This is a genomic window from Microcoleus sp. K1-B1, assembly GCF_036704705.1.
Lineage (GTDB): Bacteria > Cyanobacteriota > Cyanobacteriia > Cyanobacteriales > Microcoleaceae > Microcoleus.
The window spans coordinates 1-17,627 of sequence record NZ_JAUBSH010000083.1 but is presented as its reverse complement, the minus strand read 5'-3'; the positions used below and the strand labels follow the sequence as shown (position 1 = coordinate 17,627).

14 protein-coding genes and 1 tRNA gene are annotated in these 17,627 nt (G+C 45.9%); 11 read left to right on the top strand and 4 right to left on the bottom strand.

Annotated features, from left to right (window positions below; translation table 11 throughout):
• The first annotated feature begins 24 nt into the window (after nucleotides 1-24).
• The gene (locus tag QUA83_RS23650; protein WP_333225284.1) at nucleotides 25-105 is read left to right on the top strand and encodes a DUF3370 family protein; all 81 of its coding nucleotides are present in this window, start codon (nucleotides 25-27) and stop codon (nucleotides 103-105) included.
• Between the two features lie 77 nt (nucleotides 106-182).
• Entirely contained in the window at nucleotides 183-1,220 is a 1,038-nt protein-coding gene (locus QUA83_RS23645; RefSeq protein WP_333296287.1) for an S-layer homology domain-containing protein, read from the top strand.
• Nucleotides 1,221-1,316: 96 nt separating this feature from the next.
• Here the strand turns inward: QUA83_RS23645 and QUA83_RS23640 are convergent, their stop codons facing one another.
• Nucleotides 1,317-2,819, bottom strand: coding sequence for a peptidoglycan-binding protein (locus QUA83_RS23640; protein WP_445301805.1), 1,503 nt, complete (start codon nucleotides 2,817-2,819; stop codon nucleotides 1,317-1,319).
• A 423-nt stretch (nucleotides 2,820-3,242) separates the two neighbouring features.
• Here QUA83_RS23640 and alr point away from each other — a divergent pair, with 423 nt between their 5' ends.
• The 4 genes from alr to QUA83_RS23620 all read left to right on the top strand — a co-directional run bounded on the left by alr (nucleotide 3,243) and on the right by QUA83_RS23620 (nucleotide 7,007).
• Nucleotides 3,243-4,445, top strand: a complete 1,203-nt coding sequence (gene alr / locus QUA83_RS23635; RefSeq protein WP_333296283.1) for an alanine racemase — start codon at nucleotides 3,243-3,245, stop codon at nucleotides 4,443-4,445.
• Nucleotides 4,446-4,785: 340 nt separating this feature from the next.
• Nucleotides 4,786-5,634: a mechanosensitive ion channel family protein gene (locus QUA83_RS23630; protein WP_333296282.1), complete on the top strand. Its 849-nt coding sequence runs from the start codon at nucleotides 4,786-4,788 to the stop codon at nucleotides 5,632-5,634.
• Nucleotides 5,635-5,681: 47 nt separating this feature from the next.
• The gene (locus tag QUA83_RS23625) at nucleotides 5,682-6,821 is read left to right on the top strand and encodes a patatin-like phospholipase family protein (protein ID WP_333296281.1); all 1,140 of its coding nucleotides are present in this window, start codon (nucleotides 5,682-5,684) and stop codon (nucleotides 6,819-6,821) included.
• Between the two features lie 97 nt (nucleotides 6,822-6,918).
• Nucleotides 6,919-7,007: transfer RNA gene (locus QUA83_RS23620), tRNA-Ser, on the top strand.
• A 120-nt stretch (nucleotides 7,008-7,127) separates the two neighbouring features.
• Here QUA83_RS23620 and QUA83_RS23615 read toward each other — a convergent pair.
• Together QUA83_RS23615 and QUA83_RS23610 are read right to left on the bottom strand one after the other, a co-directional pair.
• Nucleotides 7,128-8,891: a macro domain-containing protein gene (locus tag QUA83_RS23615; protein WP_333296280.1), complete on the bottom strand. Its 1,764-nt coding sequence runs from the start codon at nucleotides 8,889-8,891 to the stop codon at nucleotides 7,128-7,130.
• A gap of 217 nt (nucleotides 8,892-9,108) precedes the next feature.
• Nucleotides 9,109-10,047 (bottom strand): serine hydrolase, encoded by a 939-nt coding sequence (locus QUA83_RS23610; RefSeq protein WP_333296279.1) that lies wholly within the window; start codon nucleotides 10,045-10,047, stop codon nucleotides 9,109-9,111.
• Nucleotides 10,048-10,155: 108 nt separating this feature from the next.
• Here QUA83_RS23610 and QUA83_RS23605 point away from each other — a divergent pair, with 108 nt between their 5' ends.
• Nucleotides 10,156-10,932 (top strand): C40 family peptidase, encoded by a 777-nt coding sequence (locus QUA83_RS23605; protein WP_333296278.1) that lies wholly within the window; start codon nucleotides 10,156-10,158, stop codon nucleotides 10,930-10,932.
• 121 nt (nucleotides 10,933-11,053) lie between these two features.
• Nucleotides 11,054-12,058: a glycosyltransferase family 2 protein gene (locus QUA83_RS23600; protein ID WP_333296277.1), complete on the top strand. Its 1,005-nt coding sequence runs from the start codon at nucleotides 11,054-11,056 to the stop codon at nucleotides 12,056-12,058.
• A 167-nt stretch (nucleotides 12,059-12,225) separates the two neighbouring features.
• On the opposite strand, the gene QUA83_RS23595 is transcribed toward QUA83_RS23600, so the two are convergent.
• The gene (locus tag QUA83_RS23595; RefSeq protein ID WP_333296276.1) at nucleotides 12,226-13,395 is read right to left on the bottom strand and encodes an IscS subfamily cysteine desulfurase; all 1,170 of its coding nucleotides are present in this window, start codon (nucleotides 13,393-13,395) and stop codon (nucleotides 12,226-12,228) included.
• A 96-nt stretch (nucleotides 13,396-13,491) separates the two neighbouring features.
• On the opposite strand from QUA83_RS23595, the gene QUA83_RS23590 reads away from it, so the two are divergent.
• The 3 genes from QUA83_RS23590 to ldpA all read left to right on the top strand — a co-directional run bounded on the left by QUA83_RS23590 (nucleotide 13,492) and on the right by ldpA (nucleotide 17,495).
• Nucleotides 13,492-14,160 (top strand): hypothetical protein, encoded by a 669-nt coding sequence (locus tag QUA83_RS23590; RefSeq protein WP_333296275.1) that lies wholly within the window; start codon nucleotides 13,492-13,494, stop codon nucleotides 14,158-14,160.
• Nucleotides 14,161-14,504: 344 nt separating this feature from the next.
• Complete coding sequence (locus QUA83_RS23585; RefSeq protein WP_333296274.1) at nucleotides 14,505-15,827, top strand: four-carbon acid sugar kinase family protein; 1,323 nt, start codon at nucleotides 14,505-14,507, stop codon at nucleotides 15,825-15,827.
• A 516-nt stretch (nucleotides 15,828-16,343) separates the two neighbouring features.
• Nucleotides 16,344-17,495, top strand: coding sequence for a circadian clock protein LdpA (ldpA, locus tag QUA83_RS23580; RefSeq protein WP_333296273.1), 1,152 nt, complete (start codon nucleotides 16,344-16,346; stop codon nucleotides 17,493-17,495).
• Nucleotides 17,496-17,627 lie beyond the last annotated feature (132 nt).

The window sequence follows — 17,627 nt, the reverse complement described above, 5'->3', positions numbered from 1 at the left end:
GTAGAAGATTGCAAAAATCAGCAACTGACATCGCTAAAAGTTGATTTTATCTATCCTCCCGATTCCACGCCGCCGCAGGTATTGAGAGTGAGAACTTTGGAATAATTGATTTAGCCTTCTCTGTTTCCCCCAGACCCAAAAAATATGTGATTTAATTTCTACAGTGATATGTAGGTGACAATATGTCTTCTTCACAACCCCCGTCAGGGGAAAGAAATCCTCTAGGATTGGATGAATTGATTGCTATCTTGGTTGCCTTCGGCACGATGGGAGCAATTTTATTTTGGGTAACAGGTAAAAATCCCGATCGATTGAATGCCAGAAATTGGCAATTTCCAGCCGTTTTTTCTCAGCCTGCTGTTACTCCTGCGAGTCCGGGAATATTAACACCCGAATCGCCAAGTTCTGATTTGCGATCGCCCGCTGCAACCCTGATTCCCTCAGAATCGGATGTCGCACCTGTGGCACCTTTAGGGCCGGTTTTACCGGAAAATCCTCCGGTGGGTGTAATCGTTGTTCCTCCCAACAAGCCAATTGCACCATCGACTCCCGATCCAGCAATTACCAAACCCAAAGCCGATAAACCCAAAGCCGATAAACCCAAAGTTGGGCCCGTTAGATTCTCCGATGTTCCTGACAAATATTGGGCGCGTCCGTTCATTGTCGCTTTAGTCGATCGCAAAATTTTTGCTGATTCCACCGACAGCAAATTTCGTCCCGACGAACCGATGACGCGAGCCGAACTAGCGCGCTTGATTCAGCGAATGTCCGACGACAAAAAGCCGATCCGAAAATCGATCGATTTTAAAGACGTAAAAGACAAGAGTCCTGTCGCTCCGGCGATCGACCACACCGTCAAAACAGGATATCTTAAAGGATACCCAAACAATGAGTTCCGTCCCGAAAAACAGATTCCGCGTGTCGAAGTCATCGCAGCTTTAGCGAGCGGTTTGAGCCTGAAACCATCAACAAAAGCAACCAAAACTTTACAAGTTTATACAGACAGGGCAAAAGTGCCGAAATGGGCAGTAAACAAAGTAGCATCAGCCACAGAAGCTGGCATTGTTGTCAACCACCCGAAGCGCAAACTTTTGCAGCCTAATAGAACAGCAACTCGCGCTGAAGTAGCAGCCATGATTTACCAAGCTATGGCCAAAAAAGGTCAAGTGCCGGCTAAGTCTTCTGAGTATGTTGTGAAGCCTGTAAAGTTGTCCAAGTAATATTTTAGGGGCGTTGCTCAGAGCAACGCCCCACAATAACATTTAATTGCTCTTGTTTGTAGTCAGGACTGAAGCCCTCACTACGAAGCAGCTAAATTAATCTTGAAACACCATAATACTGCCCGAATAGCAAGCTACCCAAACCTGATTAGTTTCCGGATCATAAGTAATCCCGATCGGACTTGAATTAACCTTCACTGTTTGCAGCACTTTCATATCGCTCGTCCTAACTTTGCTAACAGTATTCGAGAAATAGTTGACCACATAAAGCAGTTTTCCCTGATCAGAAATTGTCATGCTGCGAGGTGCTTTTCCTGTCGAAACTTTGTCCACCACTTTACCAGTTTTTAGGTCAATCTTTGCCACATTTCCTTCACCGTTTAAAGTTGCATAAAGATACTTTCCGTTGGGATCTATCGTCAAATGACGCGGCGCATTGCCAATATTCCTCAGCCATTCTACCGAAAAGTCGATGAGATTCACTTTCGCGATATCGGAAGAACCCATGATGGCAACATAGGCATTCTTTGAGTCTGGAGTAACAACAATACCCCGAGGATATGCACCCAGTTTCACACGCTCGATTTCGAGATTTTTGTTGATATCAACTACGCTCAAATCCCAACTGCACCAATTGCTAGCAAGCGCGAAGCGATTGTCAGGCGAAACAGCATTGAATTTCGGAACTGCACCGACAGGAATTACCTTTTCTATGTTCAAAGTTTGGGTATTGATGCGGTACAGAAAACTTTGGTCGTGTTTGGCCGCTGGAGAACACCTGTCGGTTCCCGGATTCCTAAACCCCGAACCGTACATTTTGTAGTTGGAGACGTAGGCATATTTGCCATCGGTTGAAAAAGCCGCTTCTACGGGAGAGCCTTTATAATTGCCTTTGAATTTAGAAAAGCCGAACTTCGACAAGTTTACTGTATCGGGAATAGTCTTGACTAATTTAAAGTTCCTGTCATAAACTGTGATTGTGTGGCGGTACATCATGTTTTGAGCAAAAAACAAGCCATCTCCCGAATAAACTATTGATTTGGGCGAGATGTTGCCGTAAATTGTTTTTTTCAAGGTCATTTTTCCTTGAGTGTTGTCGGGAGGATTTACTAACCTTTGGGGTTGTGATCCACTTTCTTTCTCCTCGGAAATTTCAGTTTTAAAAGGTGGCAGAGATGGTTCTTGAAATAGAGGTTCTTGGGGCTGAGTTTTAGTTTGATCTTCTAGTTCGTTTGTGTTATCTGTGGCGGTAGGAGATGGCGAAGATTGATCGACATTGGGCGATATTTTTTCGGCAGCTTCAATACTCGCCTCTTCCGGCTTACCTTTCAGCGCTGACAAGGTTTTAGGGCCGACAATTCCGTCAACTTTCAGGTTGTTCTCTGCTTGAAACTTTTTCACAGCAGCCTGGGTGATAGAACCGTAAAATCCTGTAGCCTTACCGCGAAAATAGCCTGCGTTTTGTAGAGTTTTCTGGAGTTCGGCTACTTCCTGGCCTGAATCACCTTTTTTGATGGCGAGTGCGGGATTGACTAAATTGAAAATTGTGAGAGCGATCGTAAAGAAAAGTAAAGGAGCAGAGGCTAACTTCAGGTGCATTTTTGAGTTAGTTCTTTGAAGCAGACATCTTGTACCATTTTCATGAACAGGCAAGATGCCTGTTCCACAAGAGTTCAAGTTCTTGTTTGTGGGGTGGGCATCTTGCCCGCCCTTGAAAGCCTGATTTGTAGCCGTTTCCCAAGTTTCAGCTAAATGTAGGTAGGCCAGTCCGTCCATAGTTTTTACCGGGTATTTTTGGTGCTATGATACACCAGTTAATACCATTTTAAATTTTAAATTTTAGATTTTAGATGGCGAATGACTGCTGCAATATGGGTTTGCAGCTTGCCTATAGTTCCATTCTTTTTTTAAAGTTGTATAACATTGATTAAAGGAAAAATCTTACCATCAAACTTAGGGTAAAATATCCTAGCATTTTTTAGAGCAGTTTTTAATGGTGTAAGCAAGTAGGAGCGATCGACAATGTGGAGTGGGGAACAAACAACCGCCGAATCAACGACAAAAGAATCCCGCCAGACGTTGCTGTGGGACAGTGACGGGGGACTATGCCAGAGGGCTTGGGTAGAAATCGATTTAGCAGCTTTAACTCACAATGTAAAACAGCTTAAAACGCTCTTATCTCCCCACACAGAACTGATGGCCGTTGTGAAAGCGGATGCTTACGGGCATGGTGCTGTTGCAGTCAGTCAAACAGCATTGCAAGCAGGTGCTAGTTGGCTGGGAGTGGCGACAATTCCCGAAGGAATAGAATTGCGAGAAGCTGGGATAGAAGCGCCGATTTTGTTGTTGGGGGCAACCCATACAGCCCAACAGGTAAAGGCGATCGCCCATTGGCACTTGCAGCCCACTATTTGTACTGCCAAACAAGCCCTAATTTTTTCGGAAGTTCTCGCTGGTCTTAACCAATCTTTGCCAGTTCACGCTAAGTTGGATACGGGAATGTCTCGCTTGGGTACGCCCTGGCAGGAAGCTACAGAATTTGTGCAATTAGTCAAGCGGTTGCCCAATTTAAAATTAGCCAGTATTTACTCTCATTTGGCGACAGCAGATAGTCCCGACCCCGCAGTTATGAGAGAGCAGCACCAGCGGTTTCAACAGGCGATCGAGCAAATTAAAATATCAGGAATTAACCCCCCTCGTCTCCACTTGGCAAACTCTGCTGCCGCCCTCGCTGACCCGGATTTGCACTACGATTTAGTGCGAGTCGGTTTAGCTACCTACGGTCTTTATCCAGCACCTCACTTGCAGTCGAGATCCAATTTGAAGCCCGCAATGCAGGTAAAAGCTAGGGTAACGCAGGTGAAAATTATTGAAGCAGGAACCGGAGTCAGTTACGGCTATCAATTTATAGCTCAGCGGCAGACACAGATTGCCGTAATTGGTATCGGCTATGCAGATGGTATTCCGCGCAATCTTTCTAATAAAATGCGGGTTTTAGTTAGGGGCAAATTTGTGCGACAAGTGGGCGCGGTGACGATGGATCAATTAATGCTGGATGTAACTGATATTCCCAATTTAGAAGTCGGCGAAGTGGTGACTATTTTGGGCAAAGATGGGGAAAATCAAATTAGTGCTGACGATTGGGCCACCACTTTAGGAACTATTTCGTGGGAAATTCTCTGCGGTTTTAAACACCGGTTGCCCCGCGTAGCAGTACACTATTAACAATAGTCCGGCAGGGGTTTCAACCCCTGCCTCATAGCAAAAGTCGGTTTAAACTCATATGTTGCACCATTCTCAATTACTTGTTTAGGAACAGGCAAGATGCCTGTTCCACAAGAAAATTCACTCTTTGTGGAACAGGCATCTTGCCTGTTCTTGAGAATGGTGCAATATCTCAGTTAAAACCGACTCAAGAGTTTGAAGGATAAAATTATCGACTTTAGTCCTCTTCTAGAGGACTTCCGCTATGAGACAGGGGTTTTCAACCCCTGTCGGACTATCGGAATAAGCGATAAGACTGAGACTACAATTTTCAATTTCCCATTCCCAATTACCAATTAACATGACAGTTATTCAGACGTTTTTACCAATAGCCCAAACCTTCTATTCTCAGCTAAATGCAGAAAGAACACAAGCCTTGGAAGTAGCCCAAGAATTCTCGAAAAGATTCGTGGAATTGGGGTTTAAAATTGTACCTCAACTGCTGTGGGCGATCGGCATTTTGTTAATTACGCGATTTGCGATCAACTTTGCGGGCCGCGTGACTCGCCGTGCACTGAGTCGCACCGAAGCCACGCTGCGGAAATTCTTAGTTCAAGCTGCTGAAATTACGATTTTGGTAGTGGGAGTAGTCGCCGCTTTGAGTCAGTTGGGAATTCAAACTACCAGCGTGGTGGCGGTGGTGGGTGCAGCGGGTTTGGCCATTGGTTTGGCGTGGCAAAATACTTTGTCCCACTTTGCTGCTGGGGTAATGTTGATTAGTTTGCGGCCCTTTGAAGTCGGGGATGGGATTGAAGCTGGCGATGTTAAGGGAGTGGTGGACAGCATCGGGATTTTTTCAACAACCGTGGTGACAGACGATCGCATAAAAATTATTGTCCCGAACAATCAGTTGTTTAACGGTACACTGAAAAATACAACGGCAATGGGAACGAGGCGAGTAGACTTGAAGATTGATATTGGCGATCGGCCAATTCGTCCAACTGTAGCTGAGTTATTAGAAATTGCCCACTCTCACCCGCTGGTGTTGGAGAATCCGCCCCCGACTTGTTTGGTAGCTGAGATTACTCCCGACACAACTATTTTATCTCTCCGGCCTTGGTGCGCGTCGGTGGCCTACGAACAAGTACGATCGCAAGTTCAACAATACGTCAAAGAGGCAATGGATGCCGACAAAAATCAAGAACCATAGATATCTATCTCAAATCTAAAACCCCAAATTGATCCGAGGTATTTCCCATGAGCAAGTGGTATCCGCAGCAAATTTTGCAAGAACCCGGTGTCAGAATCACCCCCACCGAAAAACAAACAATTCTCAGCAAATTTCCCCCTCCCGACGAAAACGGTCAAATCTATGCCGACGGGGTTTTTGAAGGCGGTGGCGTGCGCGGAGTTGCGTTTTTAGGAGCACTCAGGTGCTGTAGCGATTTGGGCATCCGCTGGCGAAAATTGGCCGGAACTTCTGCCGGTGCAATTACTGCTGCAGTATTGGCAACCGACTTGTCAATTGATGATTTAGAGGAAATTTTAGGACAGCTTGATTACAGCATATTTTTAACTAAAAAAAACAGTCCTCTAATTTTAAACGGCGACCCCGCCGACGACTTGCAATCTCCGGCTTGGACGCTGCTTTTCTTAACAGTTAGCCGTCAAATGGGAGAATATTCGGCGCAGCCCTTCCGGCAGTGGCTGGAAGCAATGCTCGGTCGAGGTAACTTGCACACTTTTGCCGATGTCAAACAAATCGTAAAAGACCGGGAATTAAAAGTAGTAATATCTAACCTCTCTCGCGGTGAAATGTTGGTGCTGCCCGACGACTTACACCGACGCGAATCGACGGATTCCGATCCTTTGTATGAGCAGTTGCGACTCCAAAGCGCTGAAGATTTTAGCGTTGCTGAAGCCGTTCGGCTGTCGATGAGTATTCCCCTATTTTTTGAACCGGGAAAACTGGGCGATGACTTAATTGTAGATGGCGGAATTTTGAGCAATTTCCCCCTGTGGATTTATGACAAACAATCCGTCGGTTCGACTCCTGTGGCGCCGCGCTGGTTTACCTTTGGGTTTCGATTAGTGGATACCGGAATTGAGACTAAAGCTAAGATTGATACTCCGCTGTCGATGCTGGCGGCGATGTTCCGAACGATGATGAAAGCAAGAGACCGCTATCACCAGCGGGAGATGGATAAAGGCAGGGTGATTAATATTGATGTGACTGAAGCTGGGGTGACGACGACGGACTTTAATCTCGATGGCGATCGCAAGGCTCACCTGTACCGCTTGGGGTATTTGTATACTAAGAGGTTCTTTTTGAGTTCCAATTTTAGTTGGGAAAAGCACTTGAAGGCTAGGGGCTTTGGGGAAGAGGCGGGCGGTTGAGGTCGCGAAAAGTATACAGAGTAAGGGATTGAGGAATTTTTAAATTAGGGGTTGGCAAGAATAAGATGTGTGTGCTATAGTTAGTTACTGTCATCTTGGAGAGGTGGCTGAGTGGTCGAAAGCGGCAGATTGCTAATCTGTTAAGGGTGTTAACATCCTTCGAGGGTTCAAATCCCTCCCTCTCCGTTCTAAGTTGTTCTAAGTAAGCCCTAGCTAAAAAAATAGAATACCCAGAGCCCCGACTTCTTTAAGAAGTCGGGGCTCTAAAAGTGATCGCGTTTTACCTTAGTTTTGTTACTAAAACCATTACAAACCAGAAATTTTCAAGAATTCATTTTGGAAGCAACGATGAGTATCTGAATCGAAACAAACAAAAAGAATAGACCCGATCGCACTAGATGTTAAAAGAAAGCGACGGGTTTCTGCAAAAGCAATTTCCGCCGCACGCTCTGCTGGAAAACCCATTGCTCCCGTTCCAATAGCTGGAAAAGCAATACTCCGCAGTGAATGCTGTACAGCTAATTCCCAACAACTCCAGTAACATTCTGCTAATAGGTCTTCCTCTCCCTGAGAGCCACCGCGCCAAGGGGGACAAACCGTATGAATAACCCACGGTGTCGGCAAATTATAGCCAGGAGTAATTTTCGCCTCCCCTTCCTCACAACCACCTATACGGCGACATTCTTCTAGAAGTTCTGGTCCTGCTGCTTGGTGAATTGCGCTGGATATGGCACCAGAGTTGGATAGGTCGCGATCGCACGAGTTAACGATCGCATCGACTCCTAAATCTTCAGTAATATTCCCCAAGATAGGGCCTTTGCGATAAGCGTATAAAAGGCTGACATGACCGCTACTGCGAGAAAAAGCCCGGGTGTAGCTTTGATGAGTTGACGTTTTGCGATATGTGTTATAATCTCGCTGTTTGAGTTGTACTTCTAAGTCGGTGATTGCCTCCGTTTCTGGCGCACTCATGGGAAGATCGGGATTATTGAGCAACTGCTGTTTTGTCTCCTGTAATAGTTGGCTGGCGCGATCGTAATCCCCTCCATCTACCAGTCTGACGGCTTCTTTTTTGGCGCGTCCTGTCATCATTAAAATCGCTTGCTGTCGTACCTCAGAGTTGAAGGGAAATTCCTCTAATTGTGCAGCACTGACGACGGGTAATCGCAAGGAAACGCGGATTTTTTGCTCCTGTGGTTGTTCGGGGTCGTTCCAACTGAGGCGAAAATAACATAAATCTACTTCCTCTGTCATCGCTGGCACTTTCAGCCGCACGACTACATCAACTGGATTACTAATTACTAAATTAGGTAAGCGAAACCGACCATTTGGGGTGACATCGAGCTCATTGAGTACCTCAACCAATTCTACTCCAGCTTGTGGCTCAATTCCCAAGGTGACATTTGTGCCAACTGTCGCCATTAAGCCCAGTAATTCTTGTTGAAAAATACTTGGCAATTGTTCGGGAGATTGAATGTAATAATAATTGCCATCCCCACTCCGCGCCATTGCTTCTAGCAAGTCTTCGTTGTAATCCTGACCAATTCCCATTGTGGTAGTGCTGACACCTCGTTTGGTTAAACCTTTCACATCGGAGGCAATTACATCGGGATTTGTTTCACCGATATTGGCTAGTCCATCTGATAAAAGAATGACTCGATTTAAGTGTTCGGGATTGAGGTGTTGGCTAACTTGAATTCCTCCTTGTTCCCATCCGGCGTGCAGTGCCGTACTGTTTCTGGGATGAATTTTTTGAATTTGCTGCAAAAGGTGGGATTTATGAGTAGCAAGGGTGCTAGGGACTAAAGTTTCTATCTGGTCATCGTAAATTGTGATACTAACGCGATCGCTTGGTAACAACTGTTCGATTGCGTAACTAGCTGCTTGCCGTGCGTATTCAATTTTTTGTCCGCCCATAGAACCAGAGCGATCGATTACTAAACCTAAATTAAGCTGCGGTCGCTCAATTGTTTTTTCGGGTGTTGGCGGGGTAATTCTGACTAAAACATCTAGAGTCGTTAAGCGTTCGGAACAAACGGCAGCACGTAGAGGGATAAGCTGTATGTCCATATTTGACCTCTTTTATATCTCGCTATTTAAATGATACACTAGAGTACAGGTGAATAGAGTACGCTTTAATACCAAGCACTTAGGAAAGTGTTTTCCAACTGCTGCCACTGTAGTCCATAAACCTGCACCCTGCTGTATCTTTAAGCTCCTAATTTGGAGCTGGCATAATATCAGGCTCCACAAAAAAATTAAGTTTTGTCAATTTACCAGTTACAGTTTAATTAAGCATTTTCATCGCTTCGACAAATTGCCGCGATACAAAAGGCAAAATTTCTTCATTCTTGCTATTCTCTTTCCCCTCGGTAAATACAACCAACAAATACGGCCGCAAGCCCGATATTTCAATATAAGCAGCATCGTGACGAACTTGACTTGTCAGTCCCGCTTTTGACCACAATTTTGCTGATTCTGGCAATCCGCCACCTAAAAAACCTGTAACTTGATTTTCAGGATCTGCCTCTAATTCTGCTGGTTCTAAACTGCGTTTCATTAAACCCATCATTTCTTGCGATGCTTGGGCAGAAACAGCTACGCCGCCGATTATACTGTGCACCAAACGCGCCGCTGCATTTGTGGTCAGCATATTTCTATTTTCCATTAATTCTCCCAGAACTGCTCGCTCGCGACCGTAGGGGCCGTCACACCAGGTTTTTTGATTGACGTTAATATTTTGTAATTCCGGCCAATCCAATGATTGAAAGTAACGGTTGACGATGTTTCGCTGCTGTTTCCAACTTTCAAAGGGGCCTGGTGATAATTCTGGGCCGCTGGTGGTGCCGGTGAGGGCGTCTACTACTAAACTGGTGGCGTCGTTGCTGGAATCAACTATCATATCTCGGACGGCGCGTTCTAATTCTGGCGAGGTTTGAATCATGCCTTTTTGCGCCCATTCCCAGATGGCAACGAGGTAGAATAATTTGACGATGCTGGCTGGATAAATTCGTTCGGAAGCTCTAGCGCTAAAACCTCGGGGTTGATATTTCCAAAATTCTTCTGCACTCAGGGCGCCGCCTGTATTGACTCGCACCGGCGGATCGTAGACGATCCAGGTAATGGCTATACGATCGCCACTTAATCCTGTAAATTCTGACAATGCGGAGTCTATAATGCTACTGCCGAGGTTTTCTAATTGTTCGTCTTTGTGAAAAAATGTCATGGTTAATGGCTGACGGTTAACGGTTAACGGCTACCAGCTAATGGCAATCAATCGTTAAATGCGAACAATAAATGCGAACAATTAACAGCAAACAATGAGCAATTAGCAATGGCCAATTATCAATTATCTGATGTTGTGGAGTACCGGGCGCGATCGCACATAAATATTTACGATTCCCCAAAGTGCGATCGATTGGCAACTCAAGCAGCCCTGGGGCGACATTTGCGCGTCGTTGAACTCCCCGTAAGAGAGAGCGATGTAAACTTGGATACAACTGCTGTGATGGTGCGACTGTGCGAAGATGATTATCCGGGATGGCTGGATATTCGAGATGTTGAGTTGCTCGATCCGACAGAAACAGTGTATCATCCTTTTGTGCTTTCTGAGGCCCAAATCAAGGAAAAATTACCAATTGTAATTACTTTCGCTCGCGAGGCTATGAACCAATCCAATTATTATCTTTGGGGCGGTACAGTTGGGCCAAATTATGATTGTTCGGGCTTGATGCAAGCGGCGTTTGTGGCTGCAGGTATCTGGTTGCCGAGAGATGCTTATCAGCAGGAAGCTTTTACTAAACCTATTAGTATAAGTGCTTTAGAACCGGGGGATTTAGTGTTTTTTGGTACGCCAGAAAAAGCCACTCATGTAGGATTGTATCTCGGAGATAATCGCTACATTCACAGTTCGGGACAAGCACAAGGTCGCAACGGTATCGGTATCGATGTTTTGTCTGAGGAGGGCGATCGAGTCAGTCAAGCTTATTACCAGCAATTGCGGGGATGTGGTAAAGTTGTGGCAAGTTATGAATCTAGGAATTGGGAATTGGGCATCGGGCATCGGGCATCGGGCATCGGGCATCGGGCATCGGGAATTGGTAATTGGTAATTAAAACCAACAACTAAGAACAAACATAGGACAACCAATAACTAATCCCCGATGCGCCATGCCCGATGCGCCATGCCCCATTACCAATTACCAATGATTACTGATGTTATTGAAGAAAGAAATGGACGCTGCATTATTTTTGGAAAAATTGGCTGCACAGCAGGCTGGCGCTGAGGTTGTTCTCGACGTTTCAGTGGTGGTGCCGGTGTATAATGAGGTGGAAAGTTTGCCTCATTTGATTGAGGCGATCGCCTCTTCTATCCAACCATCGGGACTCAGCTATCAAATTATTTGTGTAGATGACGGTTCTAAGGACGGTTCTGCTCAACTTCTCCAGCAGTTAGCCAGCAGTCGCGATGACCTTTGTGCTGTAATTTTGCGCCGCAATTACGGGCAAACTGCTGCAATGTCGGCAGGTTTCGATCGCGCTCGCGGTCGTGCTATTGTTACCCTAGACGGCGATTTGCAAAATGACCCGGCTGATATTCCGCTATTGTTGGCCAAGTTAAATGAAGGCTACGATTTAGTGAGTGGCTGGCGGAAAAATAGGCAGGATAATACTATTAGTCGGTTGATTCCCTCTAAAATTGCTAACTGGTTAATTGGTCGCGTTACAGGCGTAACTTTGCACGACTACGGCTGTTCTTTGAAAGCTTATAAATCCGAGTTGGTAGCAGACTTGAATCTGTACGGGGAATTGCACCGCTTTTTGCCGGCCTTGGCGTTTATTGAAGGGGCGAGAATTGCAGAACTGCCTGTGCGACACCACGCCCGCCGTTTCGGTCAAAGTAAGTACGGAATTTGGCGGACTTTTCGGGTCTTGATGGATTTGTTAACTATTTCTTTTATGAAAAAGTTCCTGACTCGACCGATGCACGTTTTTGGACTTTTGGGACTGAGTTCTATGACGTTGGGAACGGTTTTAGGAATTTATTTGACTGTCTTAAAATTGGGTTTTGGTCAAATTATTGGGAACCGCCCTTTGCTGATTTTGGCTGTGGTTTTGCTGTTAACTGGCGTGCAGTTATTTTGTTTTGGTTTGTTGGCGGAAGTGATGATGCGGACTTATCACGAGTCGCAGGGAAAACCGATTTATCGGGTGCGCGAGGTGTTTGGTTCTAAGTAACTAAATGACTTTTTTTCATCTTCCCGATCCCCCCTAGCCCCCCTTAATAAGGGGGGGACAAGAGTAGGTTCATAGTCGCCCTTATTAAGGGGAATTTAGGGGGATCAAGACTTTGATAAAAATGAGAGAGATAGTGGGTTTTAGGCTTAAGTTGACACCAATACTTTCTAACTCATTACTTTTTGAGCTTGTCGGAGAGATGTAATAGTTGCGATCGCGTGTTGGGAAACTGCGTCTATTTCTGCTTCAGTATTGAACCGGCCAATACCAAACCGAATTGAAGCATAAGCTAATTTGTCCGATCGCCCGATCGCTGCTAAAACATGAGATGGAGATATTTTCGCCGAAGTGCAAGCAGATCCCGAAGAAACTGCCGCCGCCGGTTGCAAACCCAACATCAACGCTTGACCGTCAACCCCGGCTACACTAATATTGAGATTCCCCGGCAATCTCTTCGTAGCGTGACCGTTGAGAAAAACATCGCCCACTTCACTCAAGTTTTCCCACAAACGCTGCCGCAAATTAACCACTCGTTCTGTTTCCGACGGCATTTCTGCAATTGCCAATTCTACTGCTTTGGCAAACCCAACTATTTGCGGTGGGTAGAGAGTTCCCGATCGCATTCCCCTTTCGTGCCCTCCTCCGTGCATTTGCGGCGCTAGCTGCACTCTCGGTTTGTTGCGGCGCACGTAGAGAGCACCGATCCCTTTTGGCCCGTAGATTTTGTGGGCTGTCAAGGACATTAGATCGATATTCATCTCCTCTACGTCGAGGGGAATTTTGCCGATCGCCTGTGCCGCATCTGTGTGAAAAAGAATGTCATTTCCGCGACAAATTGCAGCAATTTCTGCGATCGGCTGGATGACGCCAATTTCGTTGTTAGCCGTCATCACTGAAACTAAAATTGTCTCGGCCCGAATCGCTTTGATCAAATCGCCTATATCAATCAGCCCATCGCTTTTCACGGGTAAAACAGTAATGTCAAACCCCAATTTTTGCAAATAGGTACAGGGGTCGAGAATTGCATTGTGTTCTGTTTTTACTGTGATAATGTGCTTTCCTTTACTGAAATAAGCCTCGGCGATACCCTTGATCGCTAAATTATTTGCTTCGCTTGCACCGCTGGTAAAAACAATTTCTTCTGGGGAGGCGTTGATCGCTTCTGCTATGATTTGTCGTGACTGTTTTACCGCTGCTTCTGCTTCCCAGCCGTAGACGTGGTTGATGCTGGCTGCGTTGCCGAATTGTTCGGTGAAATACGGCAGCATCGCATCAAGTACCCGTTGATCTACGGGGGTTGTGGCGTGATTGTCGAGGTATATAGGACGTGCGGACATAGTGCAGTTTTGGGTGAAAAAAGTGTTAGGTTTATTGTAGACGAGCCCCTTGTTCTACTACAAAACTTTATAATTAAGAAATATTTGTGAAGATTTATGCGAGCTGACATTCAGGGATTAGAAATTACTGTTGGTGAGCTCAAGCACCTCACAGGCGCGCGGCCCGATCGCGTATACCGCCCGCCGACAGCGACTAAGTTTGCCCGCGAAGCTTTGAAAACAGTCGGTTTAATTGTTTTGCTTCTAATCAGTTGTTGGCTACTGGTTGCGATATTTCCTAGAGCTTATTTGTTGTGGTTCGCCCTCCACTTCGCTGCGATACTCGGTTTAATCCTTGAGGATGCGTGGAAAATTCGATGCAGTCGGCAAAACAAAGATTTAATCAATCTTTTTGATGATGTCGATCGCTATAATGGTATAATCGAAGCGATCGCCATTAATGATCAGATAGAAGATGCTGGCAATGCGGGAGTCAAAATCGGCGATCGAGCAAAAGTTATTGCAGCCTTGCAGCTAATCAGAGACGATTTAGTTAGAGCTTTGAAAACCGAGCGAATTCTCAGGGAGAACAAAAAATTTGTCGATACTAACTCCGAATTATTTGCCAATAATTTGAGAACTTTGAATGCCCTGCAAATTAGCGATCGAGCCAGCGAACAAGGGCGATTGCTCAACGAAGCTTTGCAGGTAGCCGTGGGAGTTCAAGCAGAAATGAAAAAGTTGCAAGATCGAAACGCTGCTAATTTTAAAAATGGCAAAAGTTAGTAGCTTGCACGGCTGCGTGCGCCTCTTACCCAGTAGTAATATGCAGCTTACTGAACCGCAACAGGCAGGATGCCTGTTCCACTCGAACTCAAAGACATTTTTAAAATTATGAATTAGGAGAATTGTTGAAAAAATATCATAATTATTGTAAATTTTTTCCTGTTACGTAACAGGTAAGGATATCTTGGAAAGGTGACGTTAACAACCAGGTCATATCATTTCCGGTAACACCGGAATGATGTTGACTGTTGACGGTTGACTGTTGACGCCGTGAACAGTGAACAGTGAACAGTGAACAGTGAACTCGAATTTACTATTCCGATGCTAACGGATTTGATATCAGTATGTCTTCTGCCAAACCCAAGATTATAGTTCTCGACGACGATCCGACTGGTTCTCAAACCGTGCACAGTTGCTTGCTGCTGACACGTTGGGACGAAGACACCCTGCGTTTGGGGCTGCGGGACAAGTGCCCGATTTTCTTCATACTGACAAATACTCGATCGCTAACTCCCGAAAAAGCAGCCTCCGTCACGCGCGAAGTGTGCCAAAATCTAAAAAGGGCGATCGCCAGCGAAAAAATCGAAGACTTCCTAATAGTTAGCCGTTCCGATTCTACCCTGCGCGGTCACTATCCCATCGAAACCGACGCGATCGCCGAAGAACTTGGCCCCTTCGACGCCCATTTTCTAATTCCCGCCTTTTTTGAAGGAGGCAGAATTACCCGCCACAGCGTGCACTACCTAATAGTTAACAGTGTCCCGACACCAGTACACCAAACCGAATTTGCCAAAGATTCCGTCTTCGGGTACAGTCACAGTTACCTGCCCGACTATGTAGAAGAAAAAACCAAAGGTCGCATCCCCGCTGATGCAGTCGATCGCATTTTACTCGCAGACATTCGCTACGGAAGTTTAGATCGACTGATGGATATGAAAGACAACCAATGTGCGGTTGTTGACGGCCAAAGCCAAGGCGATTTAGACACATTTGCCAAACACATTCTCAATGCAGCCAGTCAAGGCAAAAAGTTTTTATTCCGCAGCGCAGCGAGTATTTTAACATCCTTAGCTGACCTCGGCCCGCAGCCAGTAGCAGCCGACGAAATGGCAAAATATGTGAGGGATGGCAAACCCGGTGCAGTAATAGTTGGTTCCCACGTTAAGAAAACTACTGAACAATTGGAGCGCTTGTTAAAAGAACCCAATATAGTTAGCATTGAAATAGATGTATCTCACTTGCTAGAAGATTCACCAGAGTATCGCACTCAAATGCTCGATGAAATTCTCGAAAAAGTCCGCACTTCTCATGCCGATGGCAAAACGCCTGTAATTTATACCAGCCGCAAGGAACTCGAATTTGACAATGCAGAAATTAGGTTAAAATTTGGAGAGGCGGTTTCTGCTTTATTGATGGATATCGTGCGGGGACTACCTGCCAATATCGGGTTTTTGATTAGCAAGGGTGGCATTACTTCTAATGATGTTTTGAGTACAGGTTTGTCGCTGAAAAGTGTCAGGCAAATCGGTCAAATTATTGCAGGTTGTTCGGTAGTAAAAACCGAGGCTGAGCATCCTCTGTTTCCCAATTTACCAGTTGTTTTGTTTCCTGGAAATGTGGGGGATAGCCATGCTTTGGCTACGGTTTACAAGCGGCTGAGCAAGTAGTATATAGCCTTTCTCAGTAACATGAGGTACTCTCGGGCATAGGGCATGGGGCATAGGGCATAGGGCATACCTCACGACGCTTGAGAACCGCTATAGCTAGTTGAATCGCCGATTAACGCAGATGAATTGAGCTTCTAGGCAGGGAGGAGAATATTCATCTGCGGTTGGTCGATGGGTTTCAATGCTCGATCGAACTTTATGCCAACTGCCACTGCACGACCACTTAAAAAAAAATCTCTCGCCTACTTTTTCCTTGCCAAATCCACCCAACTATGATATGATAGAGAGTCTGTCTATAACTAAAGCCGATCGCCCCATCTCCAAATCACCCCTCAGCAGTCCCTCTCAAACAAATCAAATTTAGGAAAAAAAATTAAGGCAGAACTCTACATATAGAGCCAACAGTGCAACAGCTACTGCTATCAGTAGCGTTTCCAGCTTGTACCCGCCTCAATTTTAAAATTAAGTAGAAATTTTCAGATAGTAATTTTCAGCTCAAAGGATTAGCATATAAGGGTGACAGAACATTATCATCCCCTAAACTCATTAAAAGATGGCCATTGGTTCAAGCTGATCTGTGGGGCGAGCTTTCAACACCTGCCTGCTGTACGGAATCTCACCTTGGCTTACACCCTAGCAGGCGCTGACTGTATCGATGTCGCGGCAGATCCCGCCGCCGTCGCCGCAGCGAAAGAAGCCCTACAAGTGGCCAGCGACTTACAGGCAAGAACTCAAAACCGCAGGTTTGGCGGCAAAGGGTTGCCTTTGCTGATGGTGAGTTTAAACGATGGGGAAGACCCGCATTTTCGCAAAGCCGAATTCAACCCAGCCGATTGTCCGGCGGACTGCTGGCGGCCGTGCGAAAAAATATGTCCAGCCGAAGCAATAGTTTTTCAGAGTGCTGGCAGTGGTTTTTCCGGGGTGATAGACCAGCAATGCTATGGCTGCGGTCGCTGTCTGCCGATTTGTCCGAGCCAACTAATTTATACTCGTTCTTACGTGTCTGCTCCCGCCGCGATCGCACCTTTAATCTTGCAATCCGGTGCGGACGCCCTAGAAATCCACACGCAAGTAGGCAGAGAGGCAGATTTTGCGCGACTTTGGTCGAGTATAGCTCCCTGGGTCGGTCAACTCAAGGTAATAGCAATTAGTTGCCCCGATGGAGACGGTTTGATTGATTATTTGCGGACACTCTATCAAATAATTTCCCCCCTTCCTTGTCCGCTAATTTGGCAAACGGACGGTAGGCCAATGAGCGGAGATATCGGAACAGGAACTACTAGAGCCGCGGTCAAACTCGGTCAAAAAGTTTTGGCTGCCCAGTTGCCGGGATACGTGCAACTTGCAGGCGGCACTAATGCTCACACTGTCAGCAAGTTGAGAGCCGAGGGACTGATGAAGGATGCCGGGAAAAATTTGTCAGATCCCCCTGTCCAATATATTGCAGGTGTAGCTTACGGCAGCTATGCCAGGGTTTTGCTATCGCCAATTTTAGAACAGTTAGAAAGAATGCAGACCGATCGAGCCTATGCCGTTCCGGTGGCAGTCGCGCGGCCAGGAGCCGGAGTTCAAACATCTCGGCTACCTCAGCTCGAAGCCGTCCCAGAACTTCTCTCACAGGCCGTGAGTTTAGCTCGTTCTCTAGTTTCCCCGCTCAAAGAATTTTAGTTAGTAGTTAGTGGTTAGTAGTTAGTGGTTAGTAGTTAGTGGTTAGTAGTTAGTGGTTAGTAGTTAGTGGTTAGTAGTTAGTGGTTAGTAGTTAGTGGTTAGTAGTTAGTGGTTAGTAGTTAGTGGTTAGTA

Bases quoted from the DNA above. Each gene is read 5' to 3' on its own strand.
- QUA83_RS23630 (WP_333296282.1), top strand. From the start codon at position 4,786: ATGACAGTTATTCAGACGTTTTTACCAATAGCCCAAACCTTCTATTCT.
- QUA83_RS23640 (WP_445301805.1), bottom strand. From the start codon at position 2,819: ATGCACCTGAAGTTAGCCTCTGCTCCTTTACTTTTCTTTACGATCGCT.
- QUA83_RS23625 (WP_333296281.1), top strand. From the start codon at position 5,682: ATGAGCAAGTGGTATCCGCAGCAAATTTTGCAAGAACCCGGTGTCAGA.
- QUA83_RS23605 (WP_333296278.1), top strand. From the start codon at position 10,156: ATGGCCAATTATCAATTATCTGATGTTGTGGAGTACCGGGCGCGATCG.
- QUA83_RS23590 (WP_333296275.1), top strand. From the start codon at position 13,492: ATGCGAGCTGACATTCAGGGATTAGAAATTACTGTTGGTGAGCTCAAG.
- QUA83_RS23595 (WP_333296276.1), bottom strand. From the start codon at position 13,395: ATGTCCGCACGTCCTATATACCTCGACAATCACGCCACAACCCCCGTA.
- QUA83_RS23600 (WP_333296277.1), top strand. From the start codon at position 11,054: ATGGACGCTGCATTATTTTTGGAAAAATTGGCTGCACAGCAGGCTGGC.
- QUA83_RS23615 (WP_333296280.1), bottom strand. From the start codon at position 8,891: ATGGACATACAGCTTATCCCTCTACGTGCTGCCGTTTGTTCCGAACGC.
- QUA83_RS23610 (WP_333296279.1), bottom strand. From the start codon at position 10,047: ATGACATTTTTTCACAAAGACGAACAATTAGAAAACCTCGGCAGTAGC.
- QUA83_RS23585 (WP_333296274.1), top strand. From the start codon at position 14,505: ATGTCTTCTGCCAAACCCAAGATTATAGTTCTCGACGACGATCCGACT.
- QUA83_RS23645 (WP_333296287.1), top strand. From the start codon at position 183: ATGTCTTCTTCACAACCCCCGTCAGGGGAAAGAAATCCTCTAGGATTG.
- alr (WP_333296283.1), top strand. From the start codon at position 3,243: ATGTGGAGTGGGGAACAAACAACCGCCGAATCAACGACAAAAGAATCC.